Consider the following 23,979-nt stretch of genomic DNA (forward strand, 5'->3'; position numbering starts at 1 on the left):
CCGATGCCGCGTCGCCCGTCGCTGCTGGTCGCGAACCTGTCCGGCCGGGACCCCGGCAGCTCGCAGACCGTGATCCTGGAGGAGCTGCGCCGGGTGATCCTCAGCGGTGGGGCGCCCCCTGGCACCCCGATCCCCGTGGACGAGGTGGCCGATCACTTCGGCGTCAGCCGCATCCCGATCCGGGAATCGCTCAAGACGCTGATCGGCGAGGGCCTGGTCGACCACCGCGCCAATGCCGGCTACTCGGTCGCCCGGCTCACCGTCGGGGAGCTGGAGGAGCTCTACCTCGTCCGGGCAGCACTGGAATCCGCCGCGCACGAGGTGGCAATCGGCCTCGCCGAGGAGGCCGACCACGACCGTGCCAGGAGGGCGTACGCGGCGCTCGACCGGTCCGTGCTCGAGGACGACCGGGCCGCCTACCATCGGGAGAGCCGAAACTTCCACCTCGCCCTCGCCGCGCCGTGTCGCATGCAGCGGGTGCTGCACATGTTCGAGTCCGCGTGGAACATCACCGAGCCGTTGCGGCCGATGGCCCAGGTGGCGACGCCCGCGAGGATCCAGCTGCACCACGACCACCGAGAGATGCTCGAGGCCTTCCTCAGCCGGGACGCCGGGCGACTCAAGACGGTCACCGATCGGCACAACGACAGGCTCGGGAAGGTCATCGCGGCCCTGCCGACGGACACCGGGCTCTTCCGGGACACTCCCGGCGGAGCGCCCTGAGGAAGATATATCTTCGGTGTCACGGCCAGGAAATATCCGAATTCTACGTTTGCTCCATCCCTTCGGCGCTTCGCTGAATCAGCGATATCCGGACTGGCAACAGGAGCAATTGATGACTCAGACAATGCCTTCCACGCCCGGCGGCCCCGGGACCGCCTGCGCCGCGCCTGATGCCGCCGCGGACCCGATCGGCACCGGGCTGATCAAACCCGGGTACCACCCGCGGCTGACCAACGACGATCTCGCGCCGCTGAGGAAGCAGTCCTGGTCGTCGTACAACATCTTCGCCTTCTGGATGTCGGACGTGCACAGCGTCGGTGGCTACGTCACCGCAGGCAGCCTGTTCGCGCTGGGCCTGACGAGCTGGCAGGTGCTGGTCGCGCTGATCGTCGGCATCGCGATCGTGAACGTCTTCGCCAACCTGGTGGCGAAGCCGAGCCAGGTCACAGGTGTCCCGTATCCAGTCATGTGCCGCAGCGCATTCGGAGTGCTCGGTGCCAACATTCCCGCCACCATCCGCGGCCTGATCGCGGTGGCCTGGTACGGAATCCAGACCTACCTGGCCTCGCACGCCTTCGTGATCCTTGGCCTGAAGATCTGGCCCGGTCTCGCCGACTGGGCCGACGTCGACCAGCACGGATTCGTCGGGTTGTCCGCGCTCGGCTGGGCCGGGTTCATGGCGATGTGGGTGCTGCAGGCGCTGGTCTTCTGGCGTGGAATGGAGAGCATCCGCCGATTCATCGATTTCTGCGGTCCCGCGGTCTACGTCGTGATGCTGGTGCTCGCGATCTATCTGATCAGCAAGGCCGGATGGTCGAACATCAGCCTCAATCTCGGCGAGGTCAGCTACACCGGATGGTCGGCGGTTCCGGTGGTACTCGGTGCGATAGCGCTTGTGGTGTCGTACTTTTCGGGTCCGATGCTCAACTTCGGAGACTTCTCGCGATACGGTAAGAGCTTCGCGGCAGTCAAGCGAGGCAACTTCCTGGGCCTGCCGGTGAACTTCCTGTTCTTCTCGGTGCTCACCGTCGTGACGGCCTCCGCGACCCTGCCGGTGTACGGACGTCTGATCACCGATCCGGTCGAGACCGTCGCCCAGATGGACAGCATGTTCGCCGTCGTCCTCGGCCTGCTCACCTTCATCGTCGCGACGATCGGCATCAACATCGTCGCGAACTTCGTCTCGCCGGCATTCGACTTCTCCCATGTCAGCCCGCAGCGCATCAGTTGGCGCACGGGAGGAATGATCGCGGCGATCGGTTCGGTGCTGATCACCCCGTGGAACCTGTACAACAACCCGGAGGTCATCCACTACACCCTGGAGACCCTGGGAGCCTTCATCGGGCCGCTGTTCGGCATCCTCATCGCGGACTACTATCTGGTGCGCAAGCAACAGACCGTGGTCGACGACATGTTCACCATGTCCGAGAGCGGAACCTATTGGTACCGAGGTGGATACAATCCGCGTGCGATCATCGCCACCGTCGTGGGCGCCCTCGCCGCGGTGACCCCCGTGATGCTCAAGGCGCAGCCGTTCGGACTCGAGGTGTGGGGCATGGCGGGTGCCGCCCAGTACTCCTGGTTCATCGGGATGGGCGTCGGCTTCGCGCTGTACCTCCTGTTCTCGCGGGATGCACGCCGACGGATCAGCCCGGAACCCGTTCGGGCATAGGGTCGCAGCGTGCACATCAAGGTCATCAACCCGAACACCACGCTGTCGATGACCGCCAAGATCGAGGGGTGTGCCCGGGCCGTCGCGGGCCCGGGCACGCTCGTCGAGGCGGTCAGCCCCCGGATGGGCCCGGCGTCCATCGAGAGTCACTACGACGAGGCGCTGAGCGTGCCCGGCCTGCTGGAGGAGATCGCGCTCGGCGAGGCGGCAGGGGTGGATGGCTATGTGATCGCCTGCTTCGGCGACCCGGGCCTTCAGGCGGCGCGGGAGCTGGCGTCGGGCCCGGTACTCGGCATCGCGGAGGCGGCCATGCATGCCGCGAGCTTCCTCGGTCGTGGTTTCAGCGTGGTCACCACGCTTGGCCGTACGGCGGGGCGGGCCCGGGACCTCGCCGAGCAGTACGGGATGAGCCGGTTCTGCCGCGGTGTGCACGCGTGCGAGATCGCAGTGCTCGATCTCGAGACCGATCCGGCTGCCCGCGAGGTGATCACCGAGGCGTGCCGGGCTGCGCTGGAACGGGACGGCTCCGACGCGATCGTGCTCGGCTGCGCGGGGATGGCGGACCTGTGCGGGAGCGTCTCCGCTGAGATCGGTGCGCCGGTCGTCGATGGGGTGGCCGCCGCGACCGTGTTGGTGCAATCGCTGGTCACGCTGGGTTTGCGGACGGGGCCACGCGGCGAGTTCGCGCGCCCGCTGCCGAAGGCGTACACGGGACTGCTGGCGGGGTTCGGGACCGCCGGCTGAGCGGTGACCGCCGCTCAGCCGAGATCGAACAGGCGCACTCCGTTGCCGTGGCACACCGCGCTGACCCACTCCTCGCCCAGGTCGAGCCGAGAAACCGCCTCAAGGGCGTGGGCGTACGGGTATGGGATGTTCGGGAAATCGCTGCCGAAGAGGATTCGCTCCTGCAGGTCGAGCAGGCGTGGCAGGTCGGCAGGCAGCAGCGGCGCGGCATCGTTGATGAAGTCGGTGAACGCCATCGTGGTGTCGAGCAGCACCCGGTCGTGGCGCTCGGCGAGTTCGAGGAATTCCGCGTACTCGGGCATGCCCATGTGCGCGATGACCAGACGCAGCCGGGGGTATCGGGTCAGCAGTTCCGCGATCGGTCCAGGGCCCGTGAAGCGTCCGGGCGCGGGCCCGGACCCGCAGTGGATCACGATGGGGGTGCCGGCGTCCTCGAGGACGCCCCACACGCCGTCGAGCAGAGGATCGTTCGGGGCGTAGTCGCCGACCTGGATGTGCGACTTGAACACCCGGGTGCCGTTCTCGAGCGCAGCGGTCACGTACTCGACGGCGCCGGGCTCGGGATAGAAGGTGGAGGTGTGCAGGCAGTCGGGGTTGCGGGCCGCGAACTCGACCGCCCATTCGTTCAGCCAGGCCGCCATGTGCGGCTTGTGCGGATAGATCATCGAGGTGAACGCCCGGACCCCGTAGGAACGCAGCCGGTCGAGCCGGACGTCCTCCTCGTGCCGGTAGGCGATCGGCCACTCCATGCCGGTCAGCGGTCCGGCCGAGTCGAAGTACCTCCACACCTTGTCCATCACGTTCTTGGGCATGAAATGCGTGTGCACGTCGACGATTCCGGGCAGGTTCCACTGCTCGCGGAACGCGGTCACCGCGTCGATGTCGGCCTGCCGGGATTCGGGTTCGTCGATCACGGGACCCACCCTGTCATGCCCGGTATCGCTTCCGCCAGACCGGTCGACAAGGTCAGGGCGGATCGTTACCGTAGCTGAGGATCGCGGTCCCGCGGTCCTCATCGGAGTGTTCTCGAGGAGAAGTTCAAGCATGCTGACCAACGTGATCAACGGATTCCTGGGCGCCGTCGGCGGAAGCTCGGCGGGCAGCAGTGGATACGAGATCGCCCCGGGCACACTGCCGTTCGGTAGCTGAGTCCAGCGTTCGGCGCTGATCGGGTGAACGGAAGCTTCTCACCCGATCAGCGCGACGCTCAGAATCCGCCGTCGACACGGACGACGGCGCGCCCGGTGTAGGTCCCGGCCCGTACCCGGTCCAGCACCAGGGCAACGTCCTTGATCGGCACCTCGTGCGCGATCGAGGTCAGGTGCCGTGGACGCAGATCGCTCGCGAGGCGAGCCCACAGCGCGCGGCGTTTGTCGATCGGCAGCTGCACGGAGTCGATGCCCAGCAGGGAGACGCCGCGCAGGATGAACGGCAGCACGGTGGTCGGCAGCGCCGATCCGCCGGTCAGTCCGCTCGCCGCGACCACCCCGCCGTACTTGACGGTGCTGAGCACGTGCGCGAGCGTCTTGCCGCCAACACAGTCGACCGCGGCCGCCCACTCCGCCCTGCCGAGCGGGCGGGGTTTCGCGTCCGGGTCCTCGGGCAGCCGACCGATCACAGACGCCGCGCCGAGCGAGGTCAGCAGGTCCGCGGCCGCAGGCTTGCCGGTCGACGCGACCACCTCGAACCCGGCCGCGGCGAGCAGGTCGACGCTCACGCTGCCGACGCCGCCGCTGGCGCCGGTGACCAGGACCGGCCCGTCGGCCGGGGTGATGCCGCGATCGAGGATGGCCTGCACGCTCATTGCCGCGGTGAAGCCCGCGGTGCCGATGATCGCCGCATCGCGGGGGGAGAGGTCAGAGAGCCGGACCACCCAGTCGGCGGGGACCCGGGCGAGTTCGGCGTAGCCACCGTGACGCCCGGTGCCGATCTCGTATCCGTGCGCGAGGACCAGGTCGCCGGGCGTGAACGAGTCGTCGTCGGAGGCGATGACCTCGCCTGCGAGGTCGATGCCGGGGACGATCGGGTACTCCCGCACCACCCCACCCCGTGGCGTCACGGCGAGGGCATCCTTGTAGTTCACGCTCGAGAAGTGCACCTTGATGGTGACCTCGCCCGGCGGCAGCGCGCCGGTGTCGAGGGTGTCGGGGGCGAGCGTGATCTCCCCGTCCTGGTCGCGTGCGATGTAGGCCGAGAACGTCGTCGTCACCGTTCCGAGCCTAGGGCGTCCGCCACCTCACGGCCAGGCTTCTCCTTGCGCTCGGCGAGGAATCCCACCGCCTCCACGACAAGGACCGGTTTGGCCGCGCCCTCGCGCTCGAAGGTCAGTTTGTTCAGAACCTGCGCGCCCCCCGCGATCTCGTGCACCGCGGTGATGGTGGCACGCATGCGAATTCGGGACCCCACCGGAAGCGGCGCGGTGAACCTGACCTTGTTGTAGCCGTAGTTGAGCGCGTGCGCGAAGCCGTCGAAGGCGATCAGCTGCCCGGTGAAGAACGGGCCAAGCGAGAGGCTGTAGTTCCCGTGCGCGATGGTGGTGCCGAAGGGGCCGTTCGCGGCCCGCTCGGGGTCGACATGGATCCACTGGTGGTCTCCGGTGGCGTCGGCGAAGGCGTCGATCCGCTGCTGGGTCACCTCGTGCCAGTCGGTGGGGCCGAGCACGGTCCCGACCAGCGCGGCGAGCTGGGCGAGGGTGCTCGGCCGGACCGGGTCGGCGCTGGAGTTCGTCATGTCTGTCGCTCCCATGCTTCGCGTGGCATCACGCCTTCCACTCAGTATGGGCCGCAGGAGGGGAGCAGGCCACGCACGCCGATGACCCGCGTTGCCGTATAAATACGGCATGTCAGGATCGGTTTCCGGGGATGATCGCGACGACGCGCCACCGTCGATGGCGCGGTCGGGTCTGCTTCGTGACCTACCCGTCACCGAGCGCGGACTGCGGACTCGGGCGGCGCTGATCGCGGCCGCAAGAAGGGTGTTCGAACGCTCGGGCTACCTCGACACCCGCTTGATCGACATCACCAAGGCGGCCAAGTGCTCGGCCGGGACGTTCTACACCTACTTCGCGAGTAAGGAAGAGATCTTCGCCGCGGTTCTCGAGCTGGCGCAAGAGGACATGATGCATCCCGGCATGCCGCACGTGGCGGCCGAGGACGATCCCGCCGCGATCATCGCGGCCAGCAATCGGGCGTACTTCGAGGCCTACAAGCGCAACGCGAAGCTGATGGGCCTGCTCGAACAGGTCGCCAGCATCGATCCCGAGTTCCGGGTGCTGCGCCAGCAGCGCGCCGACGCGTTCATCCGCCGCAACGCGCGCAGCATCGCGAACCTGCAGCAACGCGGACTCGCGGACCCGGATCTCGATCCGCTGCTGGCGTCGTCGGCGCTCTCGGGCATGATCAGCCGCCTTGCGTTCGGGTACTTCGTCACCGGTGGAGGCACGACCGGTGGGGCGACCGAGTCTGTCGAGGCCATCATCAACACCGCAACTCGCCTGTGGGTGAACGCGCTCCGCATCGCCCCCGCGGCTGACGCCGCACCACGCTTCTCTACTGGTCAAAGGCTAAAACCGGCGTCGTAGTTGAATCTGACTCCGGATTCAACTATACAGTTCGACAACGCTCGGATCAGGTCTCACCGCGAGGAAGAGGAATCGTTGTGAAGGTTGCGCAGAGGGTCGCCATCGTGACGGGCGGCGGGGGCGGTATCGGCGGCGCGCTCGCCGCACGGCTCGCCTCCGAGGGCGCGAAGGTCGTCGTCGCGGACCTCGACGAGGCCGCCGCGCGCGCCGTCGCCGCGAGCGTCAACGCCGAGCATCCCGGTTCCGCGGTCGGCTCGGGCGCAGACGTCTCCGACACGTCCGCGATCCAGCGACTCATCTCGCTCGCCGAGTCCGAATTCGGGCCGGTTGACCTGTATTTCGCGAACGCGGGCATCAGCGGCGCGCCGGGGTTGGAGGCGACCGAGGGTGACTGGGACCTGTCGATCGACGTCAACCTGCGGGCCCACATCCGCGCCGCGCAGCTGTTGGTCCCGCAATGGCTCGAACGGGGCGAGGGCTACTTCGTCAGCACCGCGTCGGCGGCAGGCCTGCTGACCCAGATCGGTTCCGCCACCTACTCGGTGACCAAGCACGCCGCGGTCGGCTTCGCCGAGTGGCTCAACGTGACCTACGGCGATCGCGGGATCCGGGTCAGCTGCCTGTGCCCGATGGGCGTGAACACGAAGCTGCTCTACGAGGGGGAGGAATCCGGGGATGCCCGCGGCGTCGCGGCGACGCGGGCCGTGACCTCGGCCGGCGACGTGCTCGAACCAGCCCAGGTCGCCGACGACGTGCTCGCCGCGATGGACGAGGAGCGCTTCCTGATCCTCCCGCACGCGGAGGTGCTCGAGATGTACCGCCGCAAGGGGGCCGACTACGACCGGTGGCTGCGCGGGATGCGGCGCTTCCAGGCCGGGCTGCTGCCGGGCGCCTGATCGCCCCTCCACCATTCCTTCCGCCCCACCTGTCAGGAGTTCACATGTCCCTGTTCGATGTCTCGGACCGCGCTTTGAAGTATCAGGCGGACCTGCTCGAGTTCATGGACTCGCACGTCTACCCGGCGGAAGCCGTCTACGAGGAGCAGATGCGGGCTGCGGGAGATCCCCACTTCCAGCCGCCGATCATCGAGGAGTTGAAGGTCGAGGCGCGGAGGCGGGGCCTGTGGAATCTCTTCCATCCGCATCCCGGGACCGGGGCGGGCCTGACCAATCTGGAGTACGCGCCGCTGGCGGAGATCATGGGTCGCAGTCACCTCGCTTCCGAGGCATGCAACTGCAACGCACCGGACACCGGCAACATGGAGGTCTTCGAGGTCTTCGGTAGCGATGAGCACCGCGAGAAGTACCTGAAGCCGCTGCTGGACGGGAAGATCCGCTCGGCCTTCGCGATGACGGAGCCCGACGTAGCCAGCTCCGATGCCACCAACGTCGAGATGCGGATGGAGCGCGACGGCGACGAGTTCGTCCTCAATGGCCGTAAGTGGTTCGCTTCCAACGCAATGCATCAGAACTGCCGGGTGCTGATCGTGATGGGCAAGACCGACCCGACGGCCGAGATCCACCGCCAGCAGTCGATGCTCGTGGTGCCGATCGATGCGCCCGGTGTCACCGTCGTGCGCAATCTGCCGGTCTTCGGATACCACGATCGGGAGGGCCACGCGGAGATCACCTTCGAGGACGTGCGGGTCCCGGTCAAGGACGTGCTCAAGGGCGAGGGCGAGGGCTTCGCCATCAGCCAGGCCCGACTCGGCCCCGGCCGCATCCATCACTGCATGCGGGCGATCGGCATGGCCGAGCGGGCGTTGGAGCTGATGTGCACGCGCGCGCAGTCGCGGGTCACGTTTGGTCGCCCGATCGCGGATCGTTCCAACATCCAGGACTGGATTGCGGAGGCGCGCATCGAGATCGAGATGACCCGATTGCTCACGCTCAAGGCTGCCTATCTGATGGACACGGTGGGCAACAAGGAGGCGCGCACCGAGATCGCCGCGATCAAGGTGGCAGCGCCGCAGATGGCCCTGAAGATTGTCGACCGGGCCATCCAGGTGCACGGCGGGGCGGGCGTCACCGACGACTTCCCGCTGGCGATGGCGTACGCGCACCTGCGGACCCTGCGCCTGGCCGACGGGCCCGACGAGGTGCACAAGCGCGCCATCGCGAAGCAGGAACTGCGCAAGTACCGGGCCCACCGGCCCGCCGGGGCCTGAGATGGGCGAGATCGTCGGACTCGACCCGGCCGCGGTGACGCGGTGGTTCGGCTCGCTCGGGGTGGGGTTCACGGCCCCGCTGCGCTTCGACCGGATCGGGCTGGGCCAGTCGAATCTGACCTTCCTGGTCCGGGATGCGGAGGACCGCAGGTGGGTCCTGCGGCGCCCGCCGCTGGGGCACCTGCTCGCCTCGGCGCACGACGTGGCACGCGAGGCGCGGATCATGGCCGCGCTCGCCGAGACCGAGGTGCCCGCGCCCCGGATCTTCGGGGTCGCACAGGACCCATCGATATCCGAGGTGCCGCTGGTGTTGATGGAGTTCCTCGACGGCCAGGTCGTCGACACGATGCCGATCGTGGAATCGATTGCTCCGCAGCGTCGCAGGGACATCGCGGTCGCGCTGCCGCGGGCCCTGGCCAAGATCCACGCCGTGGACCTCGAGGCGACCGGCCTGACCGACCTCGCCAGCCACAAGCCGTATGCCCAGCGCCAGCTCAAGCGGTGGGCCGGTCAGTGGGAGGTCACCAAGACCCGCGAGTTGCCCGAGCTCGACGACCTGACCAGGCGGCTGGCCGCCGCGGTCCCGGAGCAACGCGAGGTCGCGCTGGTGCACGGAGACTTCCACCTGCGCAACGTGATCGTCTCGCACGAGACCGGCGAGGTGATCGGGGCACTGGACTGGGAGCTGTCCACGCTCGGCGACCCGCTTGCAGATATGGGCAGCATGCTCGCCTACTGGCCGGAGCCGGGGGAGGACGCGATCGGCGACTTCCCGGCATCGACGCTGGCGGGCTTCCCCACCCGCGCGGAGCTCGCAGAGCTCTACCTGGCCGAGACCGGTCGCGACGCCGAGGCGCTGAAGTTCTGGCATGTGCTGGGCCTGTGGAAGATCGCCGTCATCGCCGAGGGCGTCATGCGCCGGGCCATGGAGAACCCACAGAACAGGGCGGCTGCGGGCACGCCCACCGCCGAACAGATCGAAGCGCTCGTCCGCAAGGCCCGCGACGTCGCGGCGAACGCCGGGATCTGATCGATTCCCACCCATCATCCATCGACGTAGTTCTCAGGAGAGGCATCATGAAGGCTTGGCGCGTCAACGAACTCGGCGAACCCCGCGACGTACTGAGGCTCGAGGAGGTCGCCGACCTCGCGCCCGGCCCCGGCCAGCTCATGGTCCGGGTGCTGGCGGCGCCCGCGAACTTCCCCGACGTGCTGCTGTGCCGCGGCGAGTACCAGATCAAGCCGCCACTGCCGTTCACCCCCGGCGTCGAGTTGTGCGGTGAGGTGGTCGCGGTGGGCGAGGGTGTCACCCGGTTCGCGGTCGGGGACCGGGTGATCGGCAACCCGAGCCTGCCGGGCGGCGGGTTCGCGGAGCTGGCGGTCATGGAGGAGTCGAACACCTTCCCCGCACCCGCCGCTCTCGATGATGCCGAGGCGTCCGCGCTGAGCATTGGATACCAGACGGGCTGGTTCGCGCTGCACCGCCGAACCCAGCTGCAGCCCGGCGAGACCCTGCTGGTCCACGCCGCCGCGGGCGGGGTGGGGAGCGCGGCCGTGCAGTTGGGGAAGGCCGCTGGCGCGAAGGTGATCGGTGTGGTCGGCGGGCCCCACAAGGCCGAGTACTGCCGCCGGCTCGGGGCGGACCTGGTGATCGACCGTCACACCGAGGACATCGTCGCCGCGGTCAAGGACTTCACCGGCGGCCGCGGCGCGGACGTGGTGTTCGACCCGGTCGGCGGCGATGCGTACACGAAGTCCACGAAGTGCATCGCGTTCGAGGGCCGGATCATCGTGATCGGGTTCGCGGGCGGCACCATCCCGCAGCCTGCCCTCAATCACGCGCTGATCAAGAACTACTCGATCATCGGGCTGCACTGGGGCCTGTACAAGGCGTACAACCAGCAGGCCATCGACGACTGCCACATCGAGCTGACCCGGCTCGCCGACGAGGGGGCGATCAAGCCACTGATCAGCGAGCGGCTCTCGCTCACCGAGGTGGCCGATGGCATCGGCAGGCTCGGCGACGGCACCACTGTCGGACGGATCGTGTTCCAGCCCTGAATCGGAAGGAACGGCTGATGGCTGACGGTGACCCCGAAGCGATCGACTTCTTGACGCTGCTGCGCGGTGTCAACGAGACCGCCCCGTTCAATCGTTGGGCGGGGTTCGTGGTGAGTGCGGCGGGCGACGGTACAGCCGAGCTCTGGCTGCCGTGGCGTGCGGAGCTCGGGCAGTACTCCGGGTTCCTCCACGCGGCGTTGGTGGCCGGGATGATCGACACGGCTTGCGGGTTCGCGGCGGCCACCGTCGTCGGGCAGGTGCTCGCCGCACAGTGTTCGGTGAACTTCCTGTCCCCGGCCGTCGGCGACGAGTTCGTCGCGCGGGCCGTGGTGGTGAAGGCGGGCAAGCGGCAGGTGTTCACAACGGCGGAGCTGTTCGCGGAGCGCGACGGAGCGAGCAAGCTCGTGGCGACTGGCACAACAATACTGGCGGTACCCGCCTGAATTTCTGGAGCGCACCGGGATTCACGTGCAGGATCGGTGCGACCTCTACGTGTGCGAATTCGCCCTGGTGAGCCTCGTTCTTGCCGCGGCAGGCGTCTTCCTCGCAGCGGGTGAGGTAGCGAGTGTTGTCGACAGAATCCAGAGGTGTAGCAGAAAGAGGGCATCCGGTGGTCGGTCGGGGAAGTCGACCACCGGATGCCCTCTGTTGGAGCGGAACTCCGTTGTTACCGCTCGATTCCCAGCTCTCGCAGCTGCTCCCAGTAGAGCTCCACATTGCCGAGCTTGACGTCCTCGTAGCCGCGGACGACGTCGGGCAGTGCGGCGATCGTGGTGGCCCTGTCGTAGTTGCCCGAGTCCAGTTCGTCCGCTAGCCGCAGCACCATTGCGGTGTAGTGCGTCAGCAGTTCGCGCTCGACCTTGCGGACGTGGGCGTAGCCGAACGGGTCGAGCTTGGTCCCGCGAAGCACCTTGCCCTTGGCCAGCATCTTCAGTGCCACATGCGACTTCGGTCGGAGTCCGATCTTCTTCTTGCGGCCCAGTGCTCGCAGCGCGGGCGGGTGCAGCTTGTAGGTGAGGTTCTCGCCGCCGGGGACCTGGGACGCGACATCCTCGAGGAAGGCGGGATCGACCAGCATCCGCGCCACCTCGTACTCGTCCTTGTATGCGGTGAACTTGAACAGTCCGCGGGCCACGGCCTCGCTGAACTCCGTTCGGTCGGTGACCGTGCGCTCTGCGGCCCAGATGGACTGCACCGCATCGATGTACCGGCGCGCGACCTTCGCGTTCTGGAACTCGACCAGCTCGCCGGCGCGGAGCTCCACGAGTCTGCGGACCTCACCGTCAAAGGTGGAGTCGGCGAGCAGGTGTGCCGGTGCGACGGCGGGGGTGCGGGCGACCCGCGAGGTGACCGCGGCGAACGCATCCGGATCGGCGAGCGCGACTCGACCCCAGCGGAAGGCGTCGATGTTCGCGGAGACCGCGATGCCGTTGATGCCGATGGCCTCCTCGATGGCCTCTGCGGGCAGCCGCAGGCCACCGCTCTGGAAGGCCGCGCCGATCAGCAGGAAGTTCGCGGCGGCGGTGTTGCCGAACAACTCCTGCGCGGCAGCCAACGCATCGAAGGCGTTGAGTGACTTGGATGCCGAGCCGAGGCGGTCGAGCAGCCCCTGCTCATCCGGGTACCGGACGGACTTGTCGTAGACCATGTCGCCGGTGGGCGTCTGGCTGGTCGACGCGACCGCGACCGTGGTGGCCGCGCTGCCGTAGCCCAGGTTCTTGTTGTCGGTGGCGGTGAGCAGGTCGAAGGCGACGATGCAGTCGGCGCTGCCCGGCGTCAGCCGGTTCGAGGGCTCGAGCGCGTCAGGGGAGAAGCGCAGGTGTGAGACCACCGGGCCGGCCTTCTGGCTGAGGCCGATCTGGTCCAGGGACTCCACCTCGTAGCCGGCGCGCAGCGCGGCGGTGGCGAGCACCTGGTTGACCGTGACGATGCCGGTGCCGCCGATGCCCGCGAGGAAGACGTTCTGCGTCGAGGTCAGCTCGCCGAGATCCGGCTCGGCCGCGAGCGGCGGTACCGGACGCTCGGCCCGGGCGGACTTCTTCTTGCCAGGCACCACCTCGACCGTGACGAACGACGGGCAGTCGCCGTCCAGGCAGGAATAGTCTGTGTTGCAGGAGGTCTGGTCGATTCGGGTCTTGCGGCCGAACTCGGTGTCCACCGGCTGTACGGACAGGCAGTTGCTCTTGGTCCCGCAGTCGCCGCAGCCCTCGCAGACGGCCTCGTTGATGATCACGCGGGTGTTGCGGGTCGGCAGGGTGCCGCGCTTGCGCTGACGGCGTGCGTCGGCAGCGCAGTGCTGGTCGTAGATCAGCACGGTGACGCCCTCGACCTCGCGGAGTTCCTTCTGCGCCTCGTCGAGGCGGTCGCGGTGCCACAGCTTGACGCCCTTGGCGAGCTGTCTCTTGTTGTGCCGCTTGGGATCGTCCGCACAGATGATGATCCGCTTGACGCCCTCGGTGGTGAGCTTGTGGGTGAGTTTCGCGACGGACAGCGCGCCCTCGGCGTCCTGGGCGCCGGTCATCGCGACGACGTCGTTGTAGAGCAGCTTGTAGGTGATGTTCACCCCGGCCGCGACGCAGGCCTGCACGGCGAGCTGGCCGGAGTGGAAGAAGGTGCCGTCGCCGACGTTCTGGAACAGGTGCTTGACGTCGGTGAAGGGCGCCTGGCCGATCCACTGGCTGCCCTCGCCGCCCATCTGGGTCAGCCCGGTGACGGCGCTGTCCTCGCGATTGGAAATGGTGACCATGGTGTGGCAGCCGATGCCGCCGCCACCGATCGAACCCTCGGGCAGAGCCGTGGATCGGTTGTGCGGGCACCCGCTGCAGAAGTACGGGGTGCGGGTGGCGGAGAGCACCTCGAGCGAGAGTTGCGGGGGCAGAGCCTTCTTCAGTTCCACCCGGTTCTTGAGCACCCGGCGGAGGGGGCCGAGCAGCCGACCCGCGGTCAGCTCGCCGTCGACGGGCATCAGCGGCCTGCCCGCGGCATCGCGCTTTCCGAGGATCTGCGGGGTGTGCTCGCTGCCGTAGAGGATCTCGCGGATCTGCGTCTCGATGAAGGCCGTCTTGTCCTCGACCACGATCAGCTGCTCGAGGCCCGCGGCGAACTCGAGGACCTTCTTCGCGCCGAGCGGGGTTGGCATGCCGATGCGCAGCAGCCGGATCCCGGCGTGGTGCAGCGCGGCCTCGTCGACACCGAGGTCGAGCAGGCCCTGGCGCAGCGAGTCGAAGGTGGTGCCGGTGGCTGCGAAGCCGATCGTCGCGCCGGTGGGGTCGACCTCGATCACATCGAGATCGTTGGCCTCGCCGTATGCGCGCACGATCTCCCAGCGGGGCCCGTACAGGTCGGCCTCGGCGATGACACTGTCCGTCGGCACTGCCATCGGGCGCTGCTTGTAGACGAACGGCTTACCTTCCCATTCGATCTCGGGGACGGTGATGTCGATGTTCGACACCCGGCCGTCGACCGTCCAGGCGCCGTCGGCGACGTCCGCGACGACCTTGAGAGCGACCAGGCAGCCGGAGGCGCGCGACAGCGCGACGCCGTGCATGCCCATCGTGATCATCTCTTCGGCGTTGCGGGGGAACAACACAGGAATCCCCAGCGCGGCGAGGGACCGTTCGCTGACCGCGGGGACGGTGGAGGACTTGGAGGCGGGGTCGTCGCCGACGAGCAGCAGCACGCCGCCGTTGGGGTTGACCCCGTACATGTTCGCGTGCCGAAGGGCATCGGTCGCGCGATCGACGCCGGGGCCCTTGCCGTACCAGACACCGATGACGCCGTCGTGCGTCGCCTGCCCAGCGGGAAGGTCAGCCTGGCTGCCCCAGACGGCGGTGGCGGCGAGCTCCTCGTTGAAGCCGGGCACAAAGGTGATGTCGTGCTCGGCGAGCACCTGAGGCATCCCGTGCAGCATCTTGTCGACGCCGCCGAGCGGGCTGCCCTGGTAGCCGGAGACGAAGGTCGCGACCCGTCGGCCCGCGCGGATGTCGTGGACGTGCTGCTCGACGAACTGGCGCGCGATCGCCTGGACGCCGGTCAGCAGCACCGGGCCCGACCCGGACCGGTAACGGTCGTCGAGGTCGTAGGGAGCGGGCAGCGCCGTCGTCGGGGTGACGGGACGATCGGCCAGTTCAGTCATCGCGGTCCACCGTTTCTTCGCCGCATCGGATCACGTTGCGCGCATAAATCGGGCATCAGGTGTAGCAATGATTTGCCCAGGTGGTGTGACCGTCAACACCCGCTGATTGAGCTGAAAGATATGATCAGTTGTGACCCACAACACTGGAATGAGGTCGACATTGTGATCAGCATCGATCGACTCGACGCGTCGCTGCTCAAACTGCTCACCGACGATCCGCGCGCCGGGGTGATGGAGCTGGCCGCCCGCCTTGGCGTCGCCAGGAACACCATCGCCTCTCGGATGCGGCGCCTGGAGGAGACCGGAGTGGTCACCGGATATCGCCCGGACGTCGACCTGCCCACCCTCGGGTTGCCGGTGCAGGCCTTCGTCGGTGCCGAGCTGGAACAGGGCCGCATCAAGGACGTCATCGAGGACCTGCGCGGGGTACCGGAGGTGTTGGAGGTGCACACCACGACGGGTCGGGAGGACCTGCTGATCCGCATCGCGGCGCCCTCGCACGAGGAGTTGCTGCATGTGCTCGAGAGCATTCTCGGTCTCGACGGTGTCGCACACACCACCACCACCCTCGCCCTGACGACGCCGGTGAAATACCGGACGCAGCCGCTGGTCGATCACATCACCCGCGAGGCGGGCCACGGGCGGTCGGCGGCGTCGTACCGAGGCGACGGCTGACGGATACGACCAATCGGTGGGTGACATGTACATGCCAGGTGCCCGTTGTTTGACTGGACCTGTCGGTCTCATCTGAGGACGACAGGACACGGGAGGTGTCTCATGTCAGCTGAGCAGAACATCGAGATCACGAAGAAGGGGTACGCGGCCTTCTCCGCCGGGGACGCTGAGGCGGCGATGGAAGCCCTCGCGGACGACATCGAGTGGATAATTCCCGGTGACAGCGCGGTCAGTGGCAGTTACCACGGCAAGGCCGAGGTCGGCGGACTGTGGATGAAGATGGCCGAGAAGGCACTGGCGACCTCGCCGCAACACTTTCTCGGCGATGACGAGAGGGTCGTGGTCCTGACCCATGTGACCGCGGGCGGGGAGGGTTGGGATTCCGCCGACGTCATGACCTTCCGGGACGGGAAGGTCGTCAAGATCCAGACCGCGGGCGACACGGCCAAGTTCGAGAAGGTGTTCGGCTCCCGCTAGCGGGCTCGGGTCGAGAGGTCACGCGCGTCAATCGGCGGCCTATCGTCAGAGGATGACCATCCCCGCCGCGCACTCCGATGTGGTGGAGACGACGCTGGTCAGCGCTCGACCGCTGGCGCTGGCCGGCACCCTCGCCCCGCTCGGCCGCGGCCCATGCGACCCCTGCCACCGGACCACCGCCGACGGCGCGCTCTGGCGGACGTCGCTGATGCCGACCGGCGCGGTGACCTACCGGCTGATCCAGGCAGGCGCGACGTCGGTCTCCTGCCGCGCCTGGGGTCCGGGCGCGGCGGAGTTCGAGACCACGCTTGCCGGCCTGCTGGGGGAGTTGGACGATACCGCCGACTTCGCGCCCGAGCACCCCAAGGTGGCCGAGGCCCATCGGCGCTTCCCCGGGCTCCGGATCCCCCGCACCGGCCGGGTCTTCGAGGCCTTGGTTCCCGCGATCCTGGAACAGCGGGTGCACACCGTCGCGGCCCGCGCGTCATGGAGGCGGCTGGTCACCCACTACGGCGCGCCGGCGCCGGGCCCCGCGCCGGCGGGAATGCGGGTGCCACCTCCGGCCGAGGTGTGGCGCCGGATCCCGTCCTGGGAGTTCCATCGGGCCGGAGTGGATCCGCGCCGCTCCCGCGCGATCGTCACGGCGGCGGCCGTGGCGAACCGGTTGGAGGAGACCGCCGCGATGCCGGCTCCGGACGCCGCGGCCCGGCTCCTGGTGGTCCCGGGGATCGGGGAGTGGACGGCGGCGGAGGTCGCCCAGCGGGCCCTCGGCGACGCCGACGCGCTCTCGGTGGGGGACTTCCATCTGTCCGCGATCGTCGGGTGGTCGCTGCTCGGTCGCCCGCTGGACGATGCGGAGATGGTCGAGTACCTCGAATCGGTGCGGCCACACCGGCATCGGGTGGTCCGGCTGCTCCAGGTCAGCGGCCAGGCGGTCAAGCCCAAGTTCGGGCCGCGCACCCCGATCACCGATCACCGCGGGCGCTGAGTTCGCGGCACGGGGAGATTCTTTCCCATGGGGCGGTTTCGTCTCGCGGAACCGGCCCGGCCGGGTGCACGATGGTGTTCGATTGACGACGGCGCGCTACCGACGCCACGGCAGTGGGAGGCAATCAATGGGTCAGGTCCAGGAACGCATCGAGCAGTTCGCGGAGGAGATCCGCGCCGAGGGTGTGGAGGGCGACCGGCTCATGCGGCTCACCGACACCTCCGCGAAGCGGCTGCGTGAATCGGGCGCGATCCGCATGCTGCAGCCGAAGCAGCACGGTGGGCTCGAGGTCCACCCGCGCGAGTTCGCCGAGACGGTCATGAGCATCGCCGCGATGGACGGCGCGGCCGGATGGGTCACCGGCATCGTCGGCGTCCACCCGTGGGAGCTGGCCTTCGCCGACCCGAAGGTGCAGGAAGAGATCTGGGGCGCGGATCAGGACACCTGGGTGGCGTCCCCGTACGCGCCGATGGGCGTCGCCAAGGCCGTCGACGGGGGCTACGTCCTCAACGGTCGCTGGTCGTTCTCCTCGGGCACCGATCACTGTCAGTGGGCATTCCTCGGCGCCCTGCTCGGCGACGAGAACGGCGCGCCGGTGATGCCGCCGGTCCCGCTGCACGTGATTCTGCCGCGGTCGGACTACCAGATCGTCGCCGACTCGTGGGATGTCATCGGACTCCGCGGCACCGGGTCCAAGGACCTGATCGTCAAGGACGCCTTCATCCCGAGCTACCGCACGATGCTGGCGTCGGAGGTGATGGACGGCACCGCGGTGAAGAAGGCGGGCCGCACCGAGACGCTGTACAACATGCCGTTCTCCTGCATGTTCCCGCTCGGCATCACCTCGGCGGTCGTCGGCATCGCCGAGGGCGCGCTGGCCTGCCACATCGCCGCGCAGAAGGATCGCGTCGCGATCACCGGCACCAGGATCAAGGAGGATCCGTACGTCCTCTACGCGATCGGCGAGGCCGCGGCCGAGATCGCCGCGTCCCGCGCCGCGTTGCTCGAGACAGTCGACAGGTTCTGGGACATGACCGAGGCCGGCAAGGAGGTCGACTTCGAGACGCGTGCCATCGGGCGTCGCACCCAGACCGCGGCGGCCTGGCGCGCGGTGCGCGCGGTGGACGAGATCTTCGCGCGTTCGGGCGGAGGTGCCCTGCACTACAAGTTCCCGATGCAGCGCTTTTTCCGGGATGCGCACGCGGGCATCGCCCACGCGATTCACGTGCCTGGCTCGATCTTCCACTCGTCGGCGCTCACCCAGCTCGGCGGCGAGCCGCAGGGGATCCACCGCGCGATGATCTAGGCGGCTCCGCCGCCCGTGCGCGGTTGACGAGTCCTGGGACTCCTCAACCGCGCACGGGCGCGCAGCGCCTTCACTCGACGATCAGGATGCTGTGCATCTCGGGGTGATAGACGCAGTGGAAGGTGTACCCGCCTGCGGTGGTGGGCGCCGTGAAGGTGGCGGACTCGTTGCCGTCGACGTGGACGTCGAACAAGCCCTCGGTGTCGGAGGTGACCGAATGCTCCGGTCCGGAACCGTTCCTCACCACGATCTCCTCGCCCGGACGGACCGACGGCGGGGTATGAAGGTGGAGTTCTCGATGGCGATCACCGGCGCCCCGGAGTCCGGCGCGACGGCCGTGGTGTCCGGGTGATGCTCGGATCCGTCGTCGGAGGAACACGCGGCCGCGAGCCCGGCCGCGACGGCGAGCGCGGCGAGTCCCGCCCGCCGATGTGCCGCCCGTCTGGGGGTGAACGGGGGTGTGGATCCGGGCATGTCGGGCCTCCGTCGGTCGATCGCGTGACGACGCACTGAGCAACGTTGCTGGAGTGTGTCCAGCCTAGGCCCGACCCCCACGCCCGCGGTACCCGCGAAGCCCCCTCGGCCATCGGTTCGGCGAGAACGAGGGTAGAGCCGATTTCAGTTCTTGACGCCCGCGGCCAGGATTTCCCGCGCCTCCGCCCACCCGTCGAGGAGCCGGCTGGTGCGCACCGTGACCTTCCACTGCCCATCGACGCGGGCGAACTCCCAGCGGTTCGCGGTGATCCGGGCGACCCGGTAGGTCCCGCTTTCCGGCTCGTGCAGGACCAGCTGTGAGTGGCAGGTGGCGACCGCGGTGTCGCCGTCGATGTCGATGTGCGGCGGGCCGACCAGGTGACCGCTGCCCGCCTGGATGTAGGACTGGTGAGGCTTGGACAGCACCATGGCCTCGATCTCGACATGCCCGCGCAGGGAACCGGTGTCCACGTCGTAGACGCCGTCCTCGGTCCACATCCCTGCGACGGCCGCGCTCTCGCCGCTGTCCACCGCGGGCCCGTACGCGCTGATGATGCGCATCAGGTCGAGCTGGTCCTCGAGGAGCTGAACCCGGGCGGCGAGGGCGATGAGCAGGGTTTCGGTGTCGGTCATGGATAAATCATGCCTCGGTACGGGATCGGTTGCTACAGTCAGAATTGATTTCAGTTATGGCGATCGGGCGGCCCCCCGATCAGGGCCGGAGGAGAACCCCATGACGGTCGTCACCGAATACGCGGTGCGCAACGACACCGATGAGGCGCCGCCCTCGATGATCGAACGGATGACCCTGATCCTCGATGCGTTCGACGGGCGGTCGGCGCGGTTGACGTTGGCGGAGGTGGCCAGCCGGGCTCGGCTGCCGCGATCGACGGTGCATCGGATCCTCGATTCGCTGGTGAAGCTGAACTGGGTGGAGCACGCATCGTTCGGGTACCGGTTGGGCCGCCGCGCGCTCGGGATCGGCGGCGGGGACGGCGGGCACGCAGAGGTCAGGGAGGCAGCAGCGCCGCTGCTGCACGAGCTGCACTTGCAGACCCGGATGGTGGTGCACCTGTCGGTGCTCGACGGGCACGAGGCCGTATACCTCGACAAGATCGGCGGCCCGCTCGCCTCGTCCGTTCCCTCCCGGGTGGGCGGACGGGTGCCTGCGCACTCCAGCGCGGGCGGGAAGGCGATGCTCGCCTGGCTCGCCCCCGAACGGGTCGACGCGCTGTTCGAAGGTCGGATGAATGGCTGCACCGACCAGACCATCTCGGATCTCGGTGTCCTGCATCAGGAGCTCAACCGGATCCGGCAGCGCCGGGGGCTGGCGTTCGAACGCGGCGAGTCCGCGCGGGGGATGGCCTGCGTCGGCGTCGGCATCCGCGGTCACGATGGCCCCGTGGCCGGACTCTCGCTGTGTGGGGATGCGCGCACGGCGCCGCTGGAGCGGGTCGCGCCGCTGGTGGTCGAGGCCGCCCGAGAGATCACCCGGACGCTGTTTCCCGAGCTCGGTCGCGGCTGGAACTAGCGCGTCCGGTATCGCTCGGGGCGGTATCGAATGTCCGGTGAGTGAACCCTTCGTTAATGTTGCGAAGCACCCCCTCCTTGAGTTGAACACCCGTTCATGAACGGGTGTGATTACCCCGGCCGAGCGGCATCGTCGCTGGCAGCAGGCTGCCCACGCACTCGCACGCAGTCCTCCACGTCGATCAGTCGGGAACGAGCATGAGCCGGGTTTCACGTCATAGAGGGTTTCGGTCCGCGGTGGCCGCTGGGGTTGTCGCGGTGGCGCTGGTGGGTGGACCGCTCTCGCAGCTCGCCCTCGCCTCGCCCGCGAACGCCGCCGAGACCGTTCGCCAGGATGATCCGGTCTGTGTGGGATCCAAGCAGGCCACGATGAGTGCGGTCTTCGACGCTGTCCTGCAGGCCTCGAAGCCGATCCTGCCCCAGCCGTACCTCGACAACTACGAGGGCATCCGCGCGGAGGGGCAGGCGCGGCTGAAATCGGTCGGCATCAGCACCCTCAGCGTGTCGAACCCCGCATCCGTCTACTCGACCGACGACGAGGCGGGGATCCACAAGTACGGCGATCCGATCACCCAGTACATCGTCACGCAGCTCATGAACGTCAAGGCCGGGCGCGAAGGCGCCGTCATCCGCGCCGAGAACCTCACCCTCGGTCAGGCGATCGAGACGGCCTACGCGGTCATCTACACCACCGCCGTCATCCCGGCGAACATCGTCGCCGGCATGATCCCGTCGATGTTCGCGGTCGGGCCGGTCAGCGCCGGGACGCTGATCAGCCTCCCGCTGAAGCTGGGCACGAAGGGCTTCACCGCCATCTACGAAGCGGCCCGCGAGCAGCTCGAGACGAGCTGCGTGGTCTGGACGACCAAGGCCGTCGCCGAACGAGCGGGCGAGCCGGACCCGGCACTCGACTACGGCTTCCAGGCCCCCGCATTCGTCGAGGCGCTGGCGAGCGAGCTGGACATCGCAGGCCCCGACTGCCTGGCCGTGTCCGGCATGCCGCTCTCGCGGGTGCTGTCGCGGACCACGAGCCACCTGACCTCCGTCGAAGCCGATCCCGCCCGCCGCGCGCAGATCGAGGATCAGCGCTCGCGGCTGGAGTGGATCATGGGCAATGCGATGGTGCCTGCGGGCCTCATCCCCGCGCACCCCGACGACTTCTCGTCGATCGAGAAGTTCCTCTCCATGGGGCTCGGATTGGTCCCGAAGGTCGGCGGCGCGGCGACGGACGCCCTGGTCGGGTTGGGCCACAACGTCTTTGCCGGGAAGGACTTCAGCAAGCTGGTGCCGCTCGGCACGCTCACCGTCGGGGATTCGCTGACCGCCGCGTACTTCTCGTACGCACTGACCAGCCAGGTGATGGAACTCGTCTTCGACGAATCCATGAACGCGATGTCTGCCGCCTGGACCGGTGCCTCCGGTGGTGTCGGCGCGCTCGTCAACCCCTTCGAGTGGATTCCCTCGCCGTTCCCCTGATCAATGCGCCGAACGTCTATGGGCTGGTGACCTACCACCACGTCTTGAACTCGGTCTGCATCGCCTCCGAGGCCGACAAGTAGTCCCGAACGGCACCTGTTCCGCAATCGCGGCCATCGGACGATGATCGAGGCCACGTAGGAGTGGATGCCGGCGGTGTCGTCGTCCGCGCTCACCCGCCCAGCAGAGGGATTGGTGGAGAAGATGTCTGACATCCGTTCGCTCGGCTACCTCAAGGTGCAGACGCAGGACGTCGATCGCTGGCGCGAACTCGTGGTCGACGGCCTCGGCATGGCCGTCGGGACCGGCCCCGACGAGGACGGGCTGTACCTGCGGATCGACGAGCGCCGGTCGCGGCTGCAGGTGTTGCCGGGCGAGGTGGACAAGGTGCTCGCGGTCGGCTGGGAGGTGCGTGACCAGTTCGCGCTGCGAGCCGTCCACGATGAGTTGGAGAAGGCAGGCGTGGAGGTCCGCGAGCTGTCGCAGGGGGAGGCGGACCAGCGAGACGTGGAGCGCGCGATCACCTTCGCCGATCCGGCCGGTACGACTGTCGAGGTGTTCTTCGGTCCGGTGCTCGACCACAGCCCGGTGGTCACCCCGCACGGCGGCAGGTTCGTGACCGGGCCCGCGGGCCTCGGCCACGTGGTGCTGCCGACCCCGCACTTCCAGGAGACCTACGACTTCTACACCGAGGTCCTCGGCTTCCTGCCCCGCGGTGCCATGCGCCTCGGTGGGCCGGGCGCACCCGGCCCGGCCCTGCGGGTGCGGTTCCTGGGCGTCAACCAGCGGCACCACAGCCTGGCAATCTGTCCGGCGCCGCCGTCGGAGGCCCCCGGGATGGTGCACCTGATGATGGAGGTCGACACCCTCGACGCGGTGGGCCAGGCACTGGACCGGGTCGGCAAGCTCGGGTTCTCGATCTCGTCCACCCTCGGTCGGCACACCAACGACAAGATGGTCTCCTTCTACGTTCGTGCGCCCGGCGGCTGGGACCTCGAGTTCGGCACCGAGGGCATGCTGGTGGACGAGGCCCACTACACCGCGGAGGAGATCACCGCGGACAGCTATTGGGGTCACGACTGGTCCGGCTCGGAGCCCCTCGCGGCGTTCACCCCCGAGTCGTAGCGTTCGGTGCCATGGGGGCCGGGCGGGCGCATATCGTGGACTGCCGGGGGCACTCGCGGAGGAGTCCGGGATGACAATTCCATCGGCACAGGGCATGGCGCCCAGGTTCGACGGCCTGCTGGCCGCCGTCGTCAACTGCACGCTGAAACGGTCGCCGGAGGTCAGCAACACCCAGGGACTGATCGACCGCAGCGTGGGGCTGATGCGCGACGCGGGCGTCGCGGTGGACGAGATCCGCGCCGTCGATCACGACATCGCCACCGGCGTGTACCCCGACATGACCGAACACGGCTGGCCGACCGACGAGTGGCCGCAGCTGTACGGGCGGATCATCGCGGCGGACATCCTGGTGCTGGCAGGCCCGATCTGGCTCGGCGACAACAGTTCGGTGATGAAGAAGGTCATCGAGCGGCTGTACGGCTGTTCCTCGATCCTCAACGATCGGGGCCAGTACGCCTTCTATGGACGGGTCGGTGGCTGCCTGATCACGGGCAACGAGGACGGCGTCAAGCACTGCGCGATGAACATCCTCTACAGCCTCCAGCACCTGGGCTATGTGATCCCGCCGCAGGCCGACGCCGGCTGGATCGGCGAGGCGGGTCCGGGTCCCTCCTACCTGGACGAGGGGTCGGGCGGGCCGGGGAACGACTTCACCAACCGCAACACCACCTTCATGACCTACAACCTGATGCACGCGGCGGCGATGCTGAAGGAGGCCGGCGGGTTCCCCGCCTACGGGAACCAGCGGTCCGAGTGGGACGCCGGTTGCCGGCCCGACTTCGCGAACCCCGACTACCGCTGACAACGTCCGCTGCGTCCGGGGTGACGCTGGGATAGCCTCTCGCC

At 68.3% G+C, this 23,979-nt stretch carries 24 protein-coding genes; 17 read left to right on the forward strand and 7 right to left on the reverse strand.

Annotated elements, in window-relative coordinates:
* The first annotated feature begins 3 nt into the window (after window positions 1-3).
* The 3 genes from BTZ20_RS01055 to BTZ20_RS01065 all read left to right on the forward strand — a co-directional run bounded on the left by BTZ20_RS01055 (window position 4) and on the right by BTZ20_RS01065 (window position 3,139).
* Window positions 4-723 (forward strand): GntR family transcriptional regulator, encoded by a 720-nt coding sequence (locus BTZ20_RS01055; RefSeq protein WP_077040057.1) that lies wholly within the window; start codon window positions 4-6, stop codon window positions 721-723.
* A 112-nt stretch (window positions 724-835) separates the two neighbouring features.
* A complete protein-coding gene (locus tag BTZ20_RS01060; protein WP_077043382.1) occupies window positions 836-2,395 on the forward strand; it encodes an NCS1 family nucleobase:cation symporter-1 in 1,560 nt (519 codons plus the stop codon).
* A 9-nt stretch (window positions 2,396-2,404) separates the two neighbouring features.
* Window positions 2,405-3,139: an aspartate/glutamate racemase family protein gene (locus BTZ20_RS01065; protein ID WP_077040058.1), complete on the forward strand. Its 735-nt coding sequence runs from the start codon at window positions 2,405-2,407 to the stop codon at window positions 3,137-3,139.
* A 14-nt stretch (window positions 3,140-3,153) separates the two neighbouring features.
* Here the strand turns inward: BTZ20_RS01065 and BTZ20_RS01070 are convergent, their stop codons facing one another.
* The 3 genes from BTZ20_RS01070 to BTZ20_RS01080 form a co-directional block, all read right to left on the reverse strand.
* Window positions 3,154-4,020, reverse strand: a complete 867-nt coding sequence (locus tag BTZ20_RS01070; protein WP_077043383.1) for an amidohydrolase family protein — start codon at window positions 4,018-4,020, stop codon at window positions 3,154-3,156.
* A 326-nt stretch (window positions 4,021-4,346) separates the two neighbouring features.
* Entirely contained in the window at window positions 4,347-5,348 is a 1,002-nt protein-coding gene (locus BTZ20_RS01075) for an oxidoreductase (protein ID WP_077040059.1), read from the reverse strand.
* Window positions 5,345-5,869: a MaoC family dehydratase gene (locus tag BTZ20_RS01080; protein WP_077040060.1), complete on the reverse strand. Its 525-nt coding sequence runs from the start codon at window positions 5,867-5,869 to the stop codon at window positions 5,345-5,347. Before BTZ20_RS01080 ends, BTZ20_RS01075 begins: the two co-directional genes overlap by 4 nt.
* 109 nt (window positions 5,870-5,978) lie before the next feature.
* On the opposite strand from BTZ20_RS01080, the gene BTZ20_RS01085 reads away from it, so the two are divergent.
* From BTZ20_RS01085 to BTZ20_RS01110, 6 genes are all read left to right on the forward strand, one after another.
* Complete coding sequence (locus BTZ20_RS01085; protein WP_077040061.1) at window positions 5,979-6,719, forward strand: TetR/AcrR family transcriptional regulator; 741 nt, start codon at window positions 5,979-5,981, stop codon at window positions 6,717-6,719.
* A gap of 77 nt (window positions 6,720-6,796) precedes the next feature.
* On the forward strand, window positions 6,797-7,615 hold the full coding sequence (locus BTZ20_RS01090) for an SDR family oxidoreductase (RefSeq protein WP_077040062.1): 819 nt from the start codon (window positions 6,797-6,799) through the stop codon (window positions 7,613-7,615).
* Window positions 7,616-7,659: 44 nt separating this feature from the next.
* Entirely contained in the window at window positions 7,660-8,886 is a 1,227-nt protein-coding gene (locus tag BTZ20_RS01095) for an acyl-CoA dehydrogenase family protein (protein WP_077040063.1), read from the forward strand.
* 1 nt (window position 8,887) lies between these two features.
* On the forward strand, window positions 8,888-9,916 hold the full coding sequence (locus BTZ20_RS01100; protein WP_077040064.1) for a phosphotransferase family protein: 1,029 nt from the start codon (window positions 8,888-8,890) through the stop codon (window positions 9,914-9,916).
* A 47-nt stretch (window positions 9,917-9,963) separates the two neighbouring features.
* On the forward strand, window positions 9,964-10,947 hold the full coding sequence (locus BTZ20_RS01105; protein ID WP_077040065.1) for an NADPH:quinone oxidoreductase family protein: 984 nt from the start codon (window positions 9,964-9,966) through the stop codon (window positions 10,945-10,947).
* Window positions 10,948-10,964: 17 nt separating this feature from the next.
* Window positions 10,965-11,390 carry a PaaI family thioesterase gene (locus BTZ20_RS01110; protein WP_077040066.1) on the forward strand — a complete coding sequence of 142 codons (426 nt, stop codon included), beginning with the start codon at window positions 10,965-10,967 and terminating at the stop codon, window positions 11,388-11,390.
* A gap of 224 nt (window positions 11,391-11,614) precedes the next feature.
* Here the strand turns inward: BTZ20_RS01110 and BTZ20_RS01115 are convergent, their stop codons facing one another.
* Entirely contained in the window at window positions 11,615-15,082 is a 3,468-nt protein-coding gene (locus tag BTZ20_RS01115) for an indolepyruvate ferredoxin oxidoreductase family protein (protein WP_077040067.1), read from the reverse strand.
* Between the two features lie 162 nt (window positions 15,083-15,244).
* Between BTZ20_RS01115 and BTZ20_RS01120 the strand changes: the two genes are divergently transcribed.
* From BTZ20_RS01120 to BTZ20_RS01135, 4 genes are all read left to right on the forward strand, one after another.
* On the forward strand, window positions 15,245-15,757 hold the full coding sequence (locus BTZ20_RS01120; protein ID WP_077040068.1) for an Lrp/AsnC family transcriptional regulator: 513 nt from the start codon (window positions 15,245-15,247) through the stop codon (window positions 15,755-15,757).
* A 102-nt stretch (window positions 15,758-15,859) separates the two neighbouring features.
* Complete coding sequence (locus tag BTZ20_RS01125) at window positions 15,860-16,234, forward strand: nuclear transport factor 2 family protein (protein WP_077040069.1); 375 nt, start codon at window positions 15,860-15,862, stop codon at window positions 16,232-16,234.
* 52 nt (window positions 16,235-16,286) lie between these two features.
* Entirely contained in the window at window positions 16,287-17,222 is a 936-nt protein-coding gene (locus BTZ20_RS01130; protein ID WP_077040070.1) for a DNA-3-methyladenine glycosylase family protein, read from the forward strand.
* A 127-nt stretch (window positions 17,223-17,349) separates the two neighbouring features.
* The gene (locus tag BTZ20_RS01135) at window positions 17,350-18,528 is read left to right on the forward strand and encodes a hydroxylase (protein ID WP_077040071.1); all 1,179 of its coding nucleotides are present in this window, start codon (window positions 17,350-17,352) and stop codon (window positions 18,526-18,528) included.
* Between the two features lie 70 nt (window positions 18,529-18,598).
* On the opposite strand, the gene BTZ20_RS27040 is transcribed toward BTZ20_RS01135, so the two are convergent.
* The 3 genes from BTZ20_RS27040 to BTZ20_RS01145 all read right to left on the reverse strand — a co-directional run bounded on the left by BTZ20_RS27040 (window position 18,599) and on the right by BTZ20_RS01145 (window position 19,635).
* Window positions 18,599-18,772 (reverse strand): hypothetical protein, encoded by a 174-nt coding sequence (locus tag BTZ20_RS27040; RefSeq protein WP_189636561.1) that lies wholly within the window; start codon window positions 18,770-18,772, stop codon window positions 18,599-18,601.
* Complete coding sequence (locus BTZ20_RS01140) at window positions 18,769-19,002, reverse strand: hypothetical protein (protein ID WP_077040072.1); 234 nt, start codon at window positions 19,000-19,002, stop codon at window positions 18,769-18,771. The genes BTZ20_RS27040 and BTZ20_RS01140 overlap by 4 nt, the downstream gene beginning before the upstream one ends.
* 144 nt (window positions 19,003-19,146) lie before the next feature.
* The gene (locus BTZ20_RS01145) at window positions 19,147-19,635 is read right to left on the reverse strand and encodes a nuclear transport factor 2 family protein (RefSeq protein ID WP_077040073.1); all 489 of its coding nucleotides are present in this window, start codon (window positions 19,633-19,635) and stop codon (window positions 19,147-19,149) included.
* A 100-nt stretch (window positions 19,636-19,735) separates the two neighbouring features.
* Here BTZ20_RS01145 and BTZ20_RS01150 point away from each other — a divergent pair, with 100 nt between their 5' ends.
* The 4 genes from BTZ20_RS01150 to BTZ20_RS01165 all read left to right on the forward strand — a co-directional run bounded on the left by BTZ20_RS01150 (window position 19,736) and on the right by BTZ20_RS01165 (window position 23,935).
* Complete coding sequence (locus tag BTZ20_RS01150; protein ID WP_083742446.1) at window positions 19,736-20,533, forward strand: IclR family transcriptional regulator; 798 nt, start codon at window positions 19,736-19,738, stop codon at window positions 20,531-20,533.
* 236 nt (window positions 20,534-20,769) lie between these two features.
* Window positions 20,770-22,008 (forward strand): hypothetical protein, encoded by a 1,239-nt coding sequence (locus tag BTZ20_RS01155; RefSeq protein WP_145982154.1) that lies wholly within the window; start codon window positions 20,770-20,772, stop codon window positions 22,006-22,008.
* Window positions 22,009-22,212: 204 nt separating this feature from the next.
* Window positions 22,213-23,133, forward strand: a complete 921-nt coding sequence (gene bphC / locus BTZ20_RS01160) for a biphenyl-2,3-diol 1,2-dioxygenase (RefSeq protein WP_077043384.1) — start codon at window positions 22,213-22,215, stop codon at window positions 23,131-23,133.
* Window positions 23,134-23,203: 70 nt separating this feature from the next.
* Entirely contained in the window at window positions 23,204-23,935 is a 732-nt protein-coding gene (locus tag BTZ20_RS01165; protein WP_077040075.1) for a flavodoxin family protein, read from the forward strand.
* Window positions 23,936-23,979: the final 44 nt, after the last annotated feature.

Source organism: Rhodococcus sp. MTM3W5.2, from assembly GCF_001984015.1.
GTDB lineage: Bacteria > Actinomycetota > Actinomycetes > Mycobacteriales > Mycobacteriaceae > Rhodococcus_G > Rhodococcus_G oryzae.

Excerpts from the sequence above, each read along its gene's own strand:
- BTZ20_RS01055 (WP_077040057.1), top strand. The coding sequence starts at position 4 with ATGCCGCGTCGCCCGTCGCTGCTGGTCGCGAACCTGTCCGGCCGGGAC.
- BTZ20_RS01145 (WP_077040073.1), bottom strand. The coding sequence starts at position 19,635 with ATGACCGACACCGAAACCCTGCTCATCGCCCTCGCCGCCCGGGTTCAG.
- BTZ20_RS01135 (WP_077040071.1), top strand. The coding sequence starts at position 17,350 with ATGGGTCAGGTCCAGGAACGCATCGAGCAGTTCGCGGAGGAGATCCGC.
- BTZ20_RS01100 (WP_077040064.1), top strand. The coding sequence starts at position 8,888 with ATGGGCGAGATCGTCGGACTCGACCCGGCCGCGGTGACGCGGTGGTTC.
- BTZ20_RS01165 (WP_077040075.1), top strand. The coding sequence starts at position 23,204 with ATGACAATTCCATCGGCACAGGGCATGGCGCCCAGGTTCGACGGCCTG.
- BTZ20_RS01110 (WP_077040066.1), top strand. The coding sequence starts at position 10,965 with ATGGCTGACGGTGACCCCGAAGCGATCGACTTCTTGACGCTGCTGCGC.
- BTZ20_RS01150 (WP_083742446.1), top strand. The coding sequence starts at position 19,736 with ATGACGGTCGTCACCGAATACGCGGTGCGCAACGACACCGATGAGGCG.
- BTZ20_RS01140 (WP_077040072.1), bottom strand. The coding sequence starts at position 19,002 with ATGCCCGGATCCACACCCCCGTTCACCCCCAGACGGGCGGCACATCGG.
- BTZ20_RS01095 (WP_077040063.1), top strand. The coding sequence starts at position 7,660 with ATGTCCCTGTTCGATGTCTCGGACCGCGCTTTGAAGTATCAGGCGGAC.
- BTZ20_RS01115 (WP_077040067.1), bottom strand. The coding sequence starts at position 15,082 with ATGACTGAACTGGCCGATCGTCCCGTCACCCCGACGACGGCGCTGCCC.
- BTZ20_RS01105 (WP_077040065.1), top strand. The coding sequence starts at position 9,964 with ATGAAGGCTTGGCGCGTCAACGAACTCGGCGAACCCCGCGACGTACTG.
- BTZ20_RS01130 (WP_077040070.1), top strand. The coding sequence starts at position 16,287 with ATGACCATCCCCGCCGCGCACTCCGATGTGGTGGAGACGACGCTGGTC.
- bphC (WP_077043384.1), top strand. The coding sequence starts at position 22,213 with ATGTCTGACATCCGTTCGCTCGGCTACCTCAAGGTGCAGACGCAGGAC.
- BTZ20_RS01125 (WP_077040069.1), top strand. The coding sequence starts at position 15,860 with ATGTCAGCTGAGCAGAACATCGAGATCACGAAGAAGGGGTACGCGGCC.
- BTZ20_RS01060 (WP_077043382.1), top strand. The coding sequence starts at position 836 with ATGACTCAGACAATGCCTTCCACGCCCGGCGGCCCCGGGACCGCCTGC.
- BTZ20_RS01085 (WP_077040061.1), top strand. The coding sequence starts at position 5,979 with ATGTCAGGATCGGTTTCCGGGGATGATCGCGACGACGCGCCACCGTCG.
- BTZ20_RS01080 (WP_077040060.1), bottom strand. The coding sequence starts at position 5,869 with ATGACGAACTCCAGCGCCGACCCGGTCCGGCCGAGCACCCTCGCCCAG.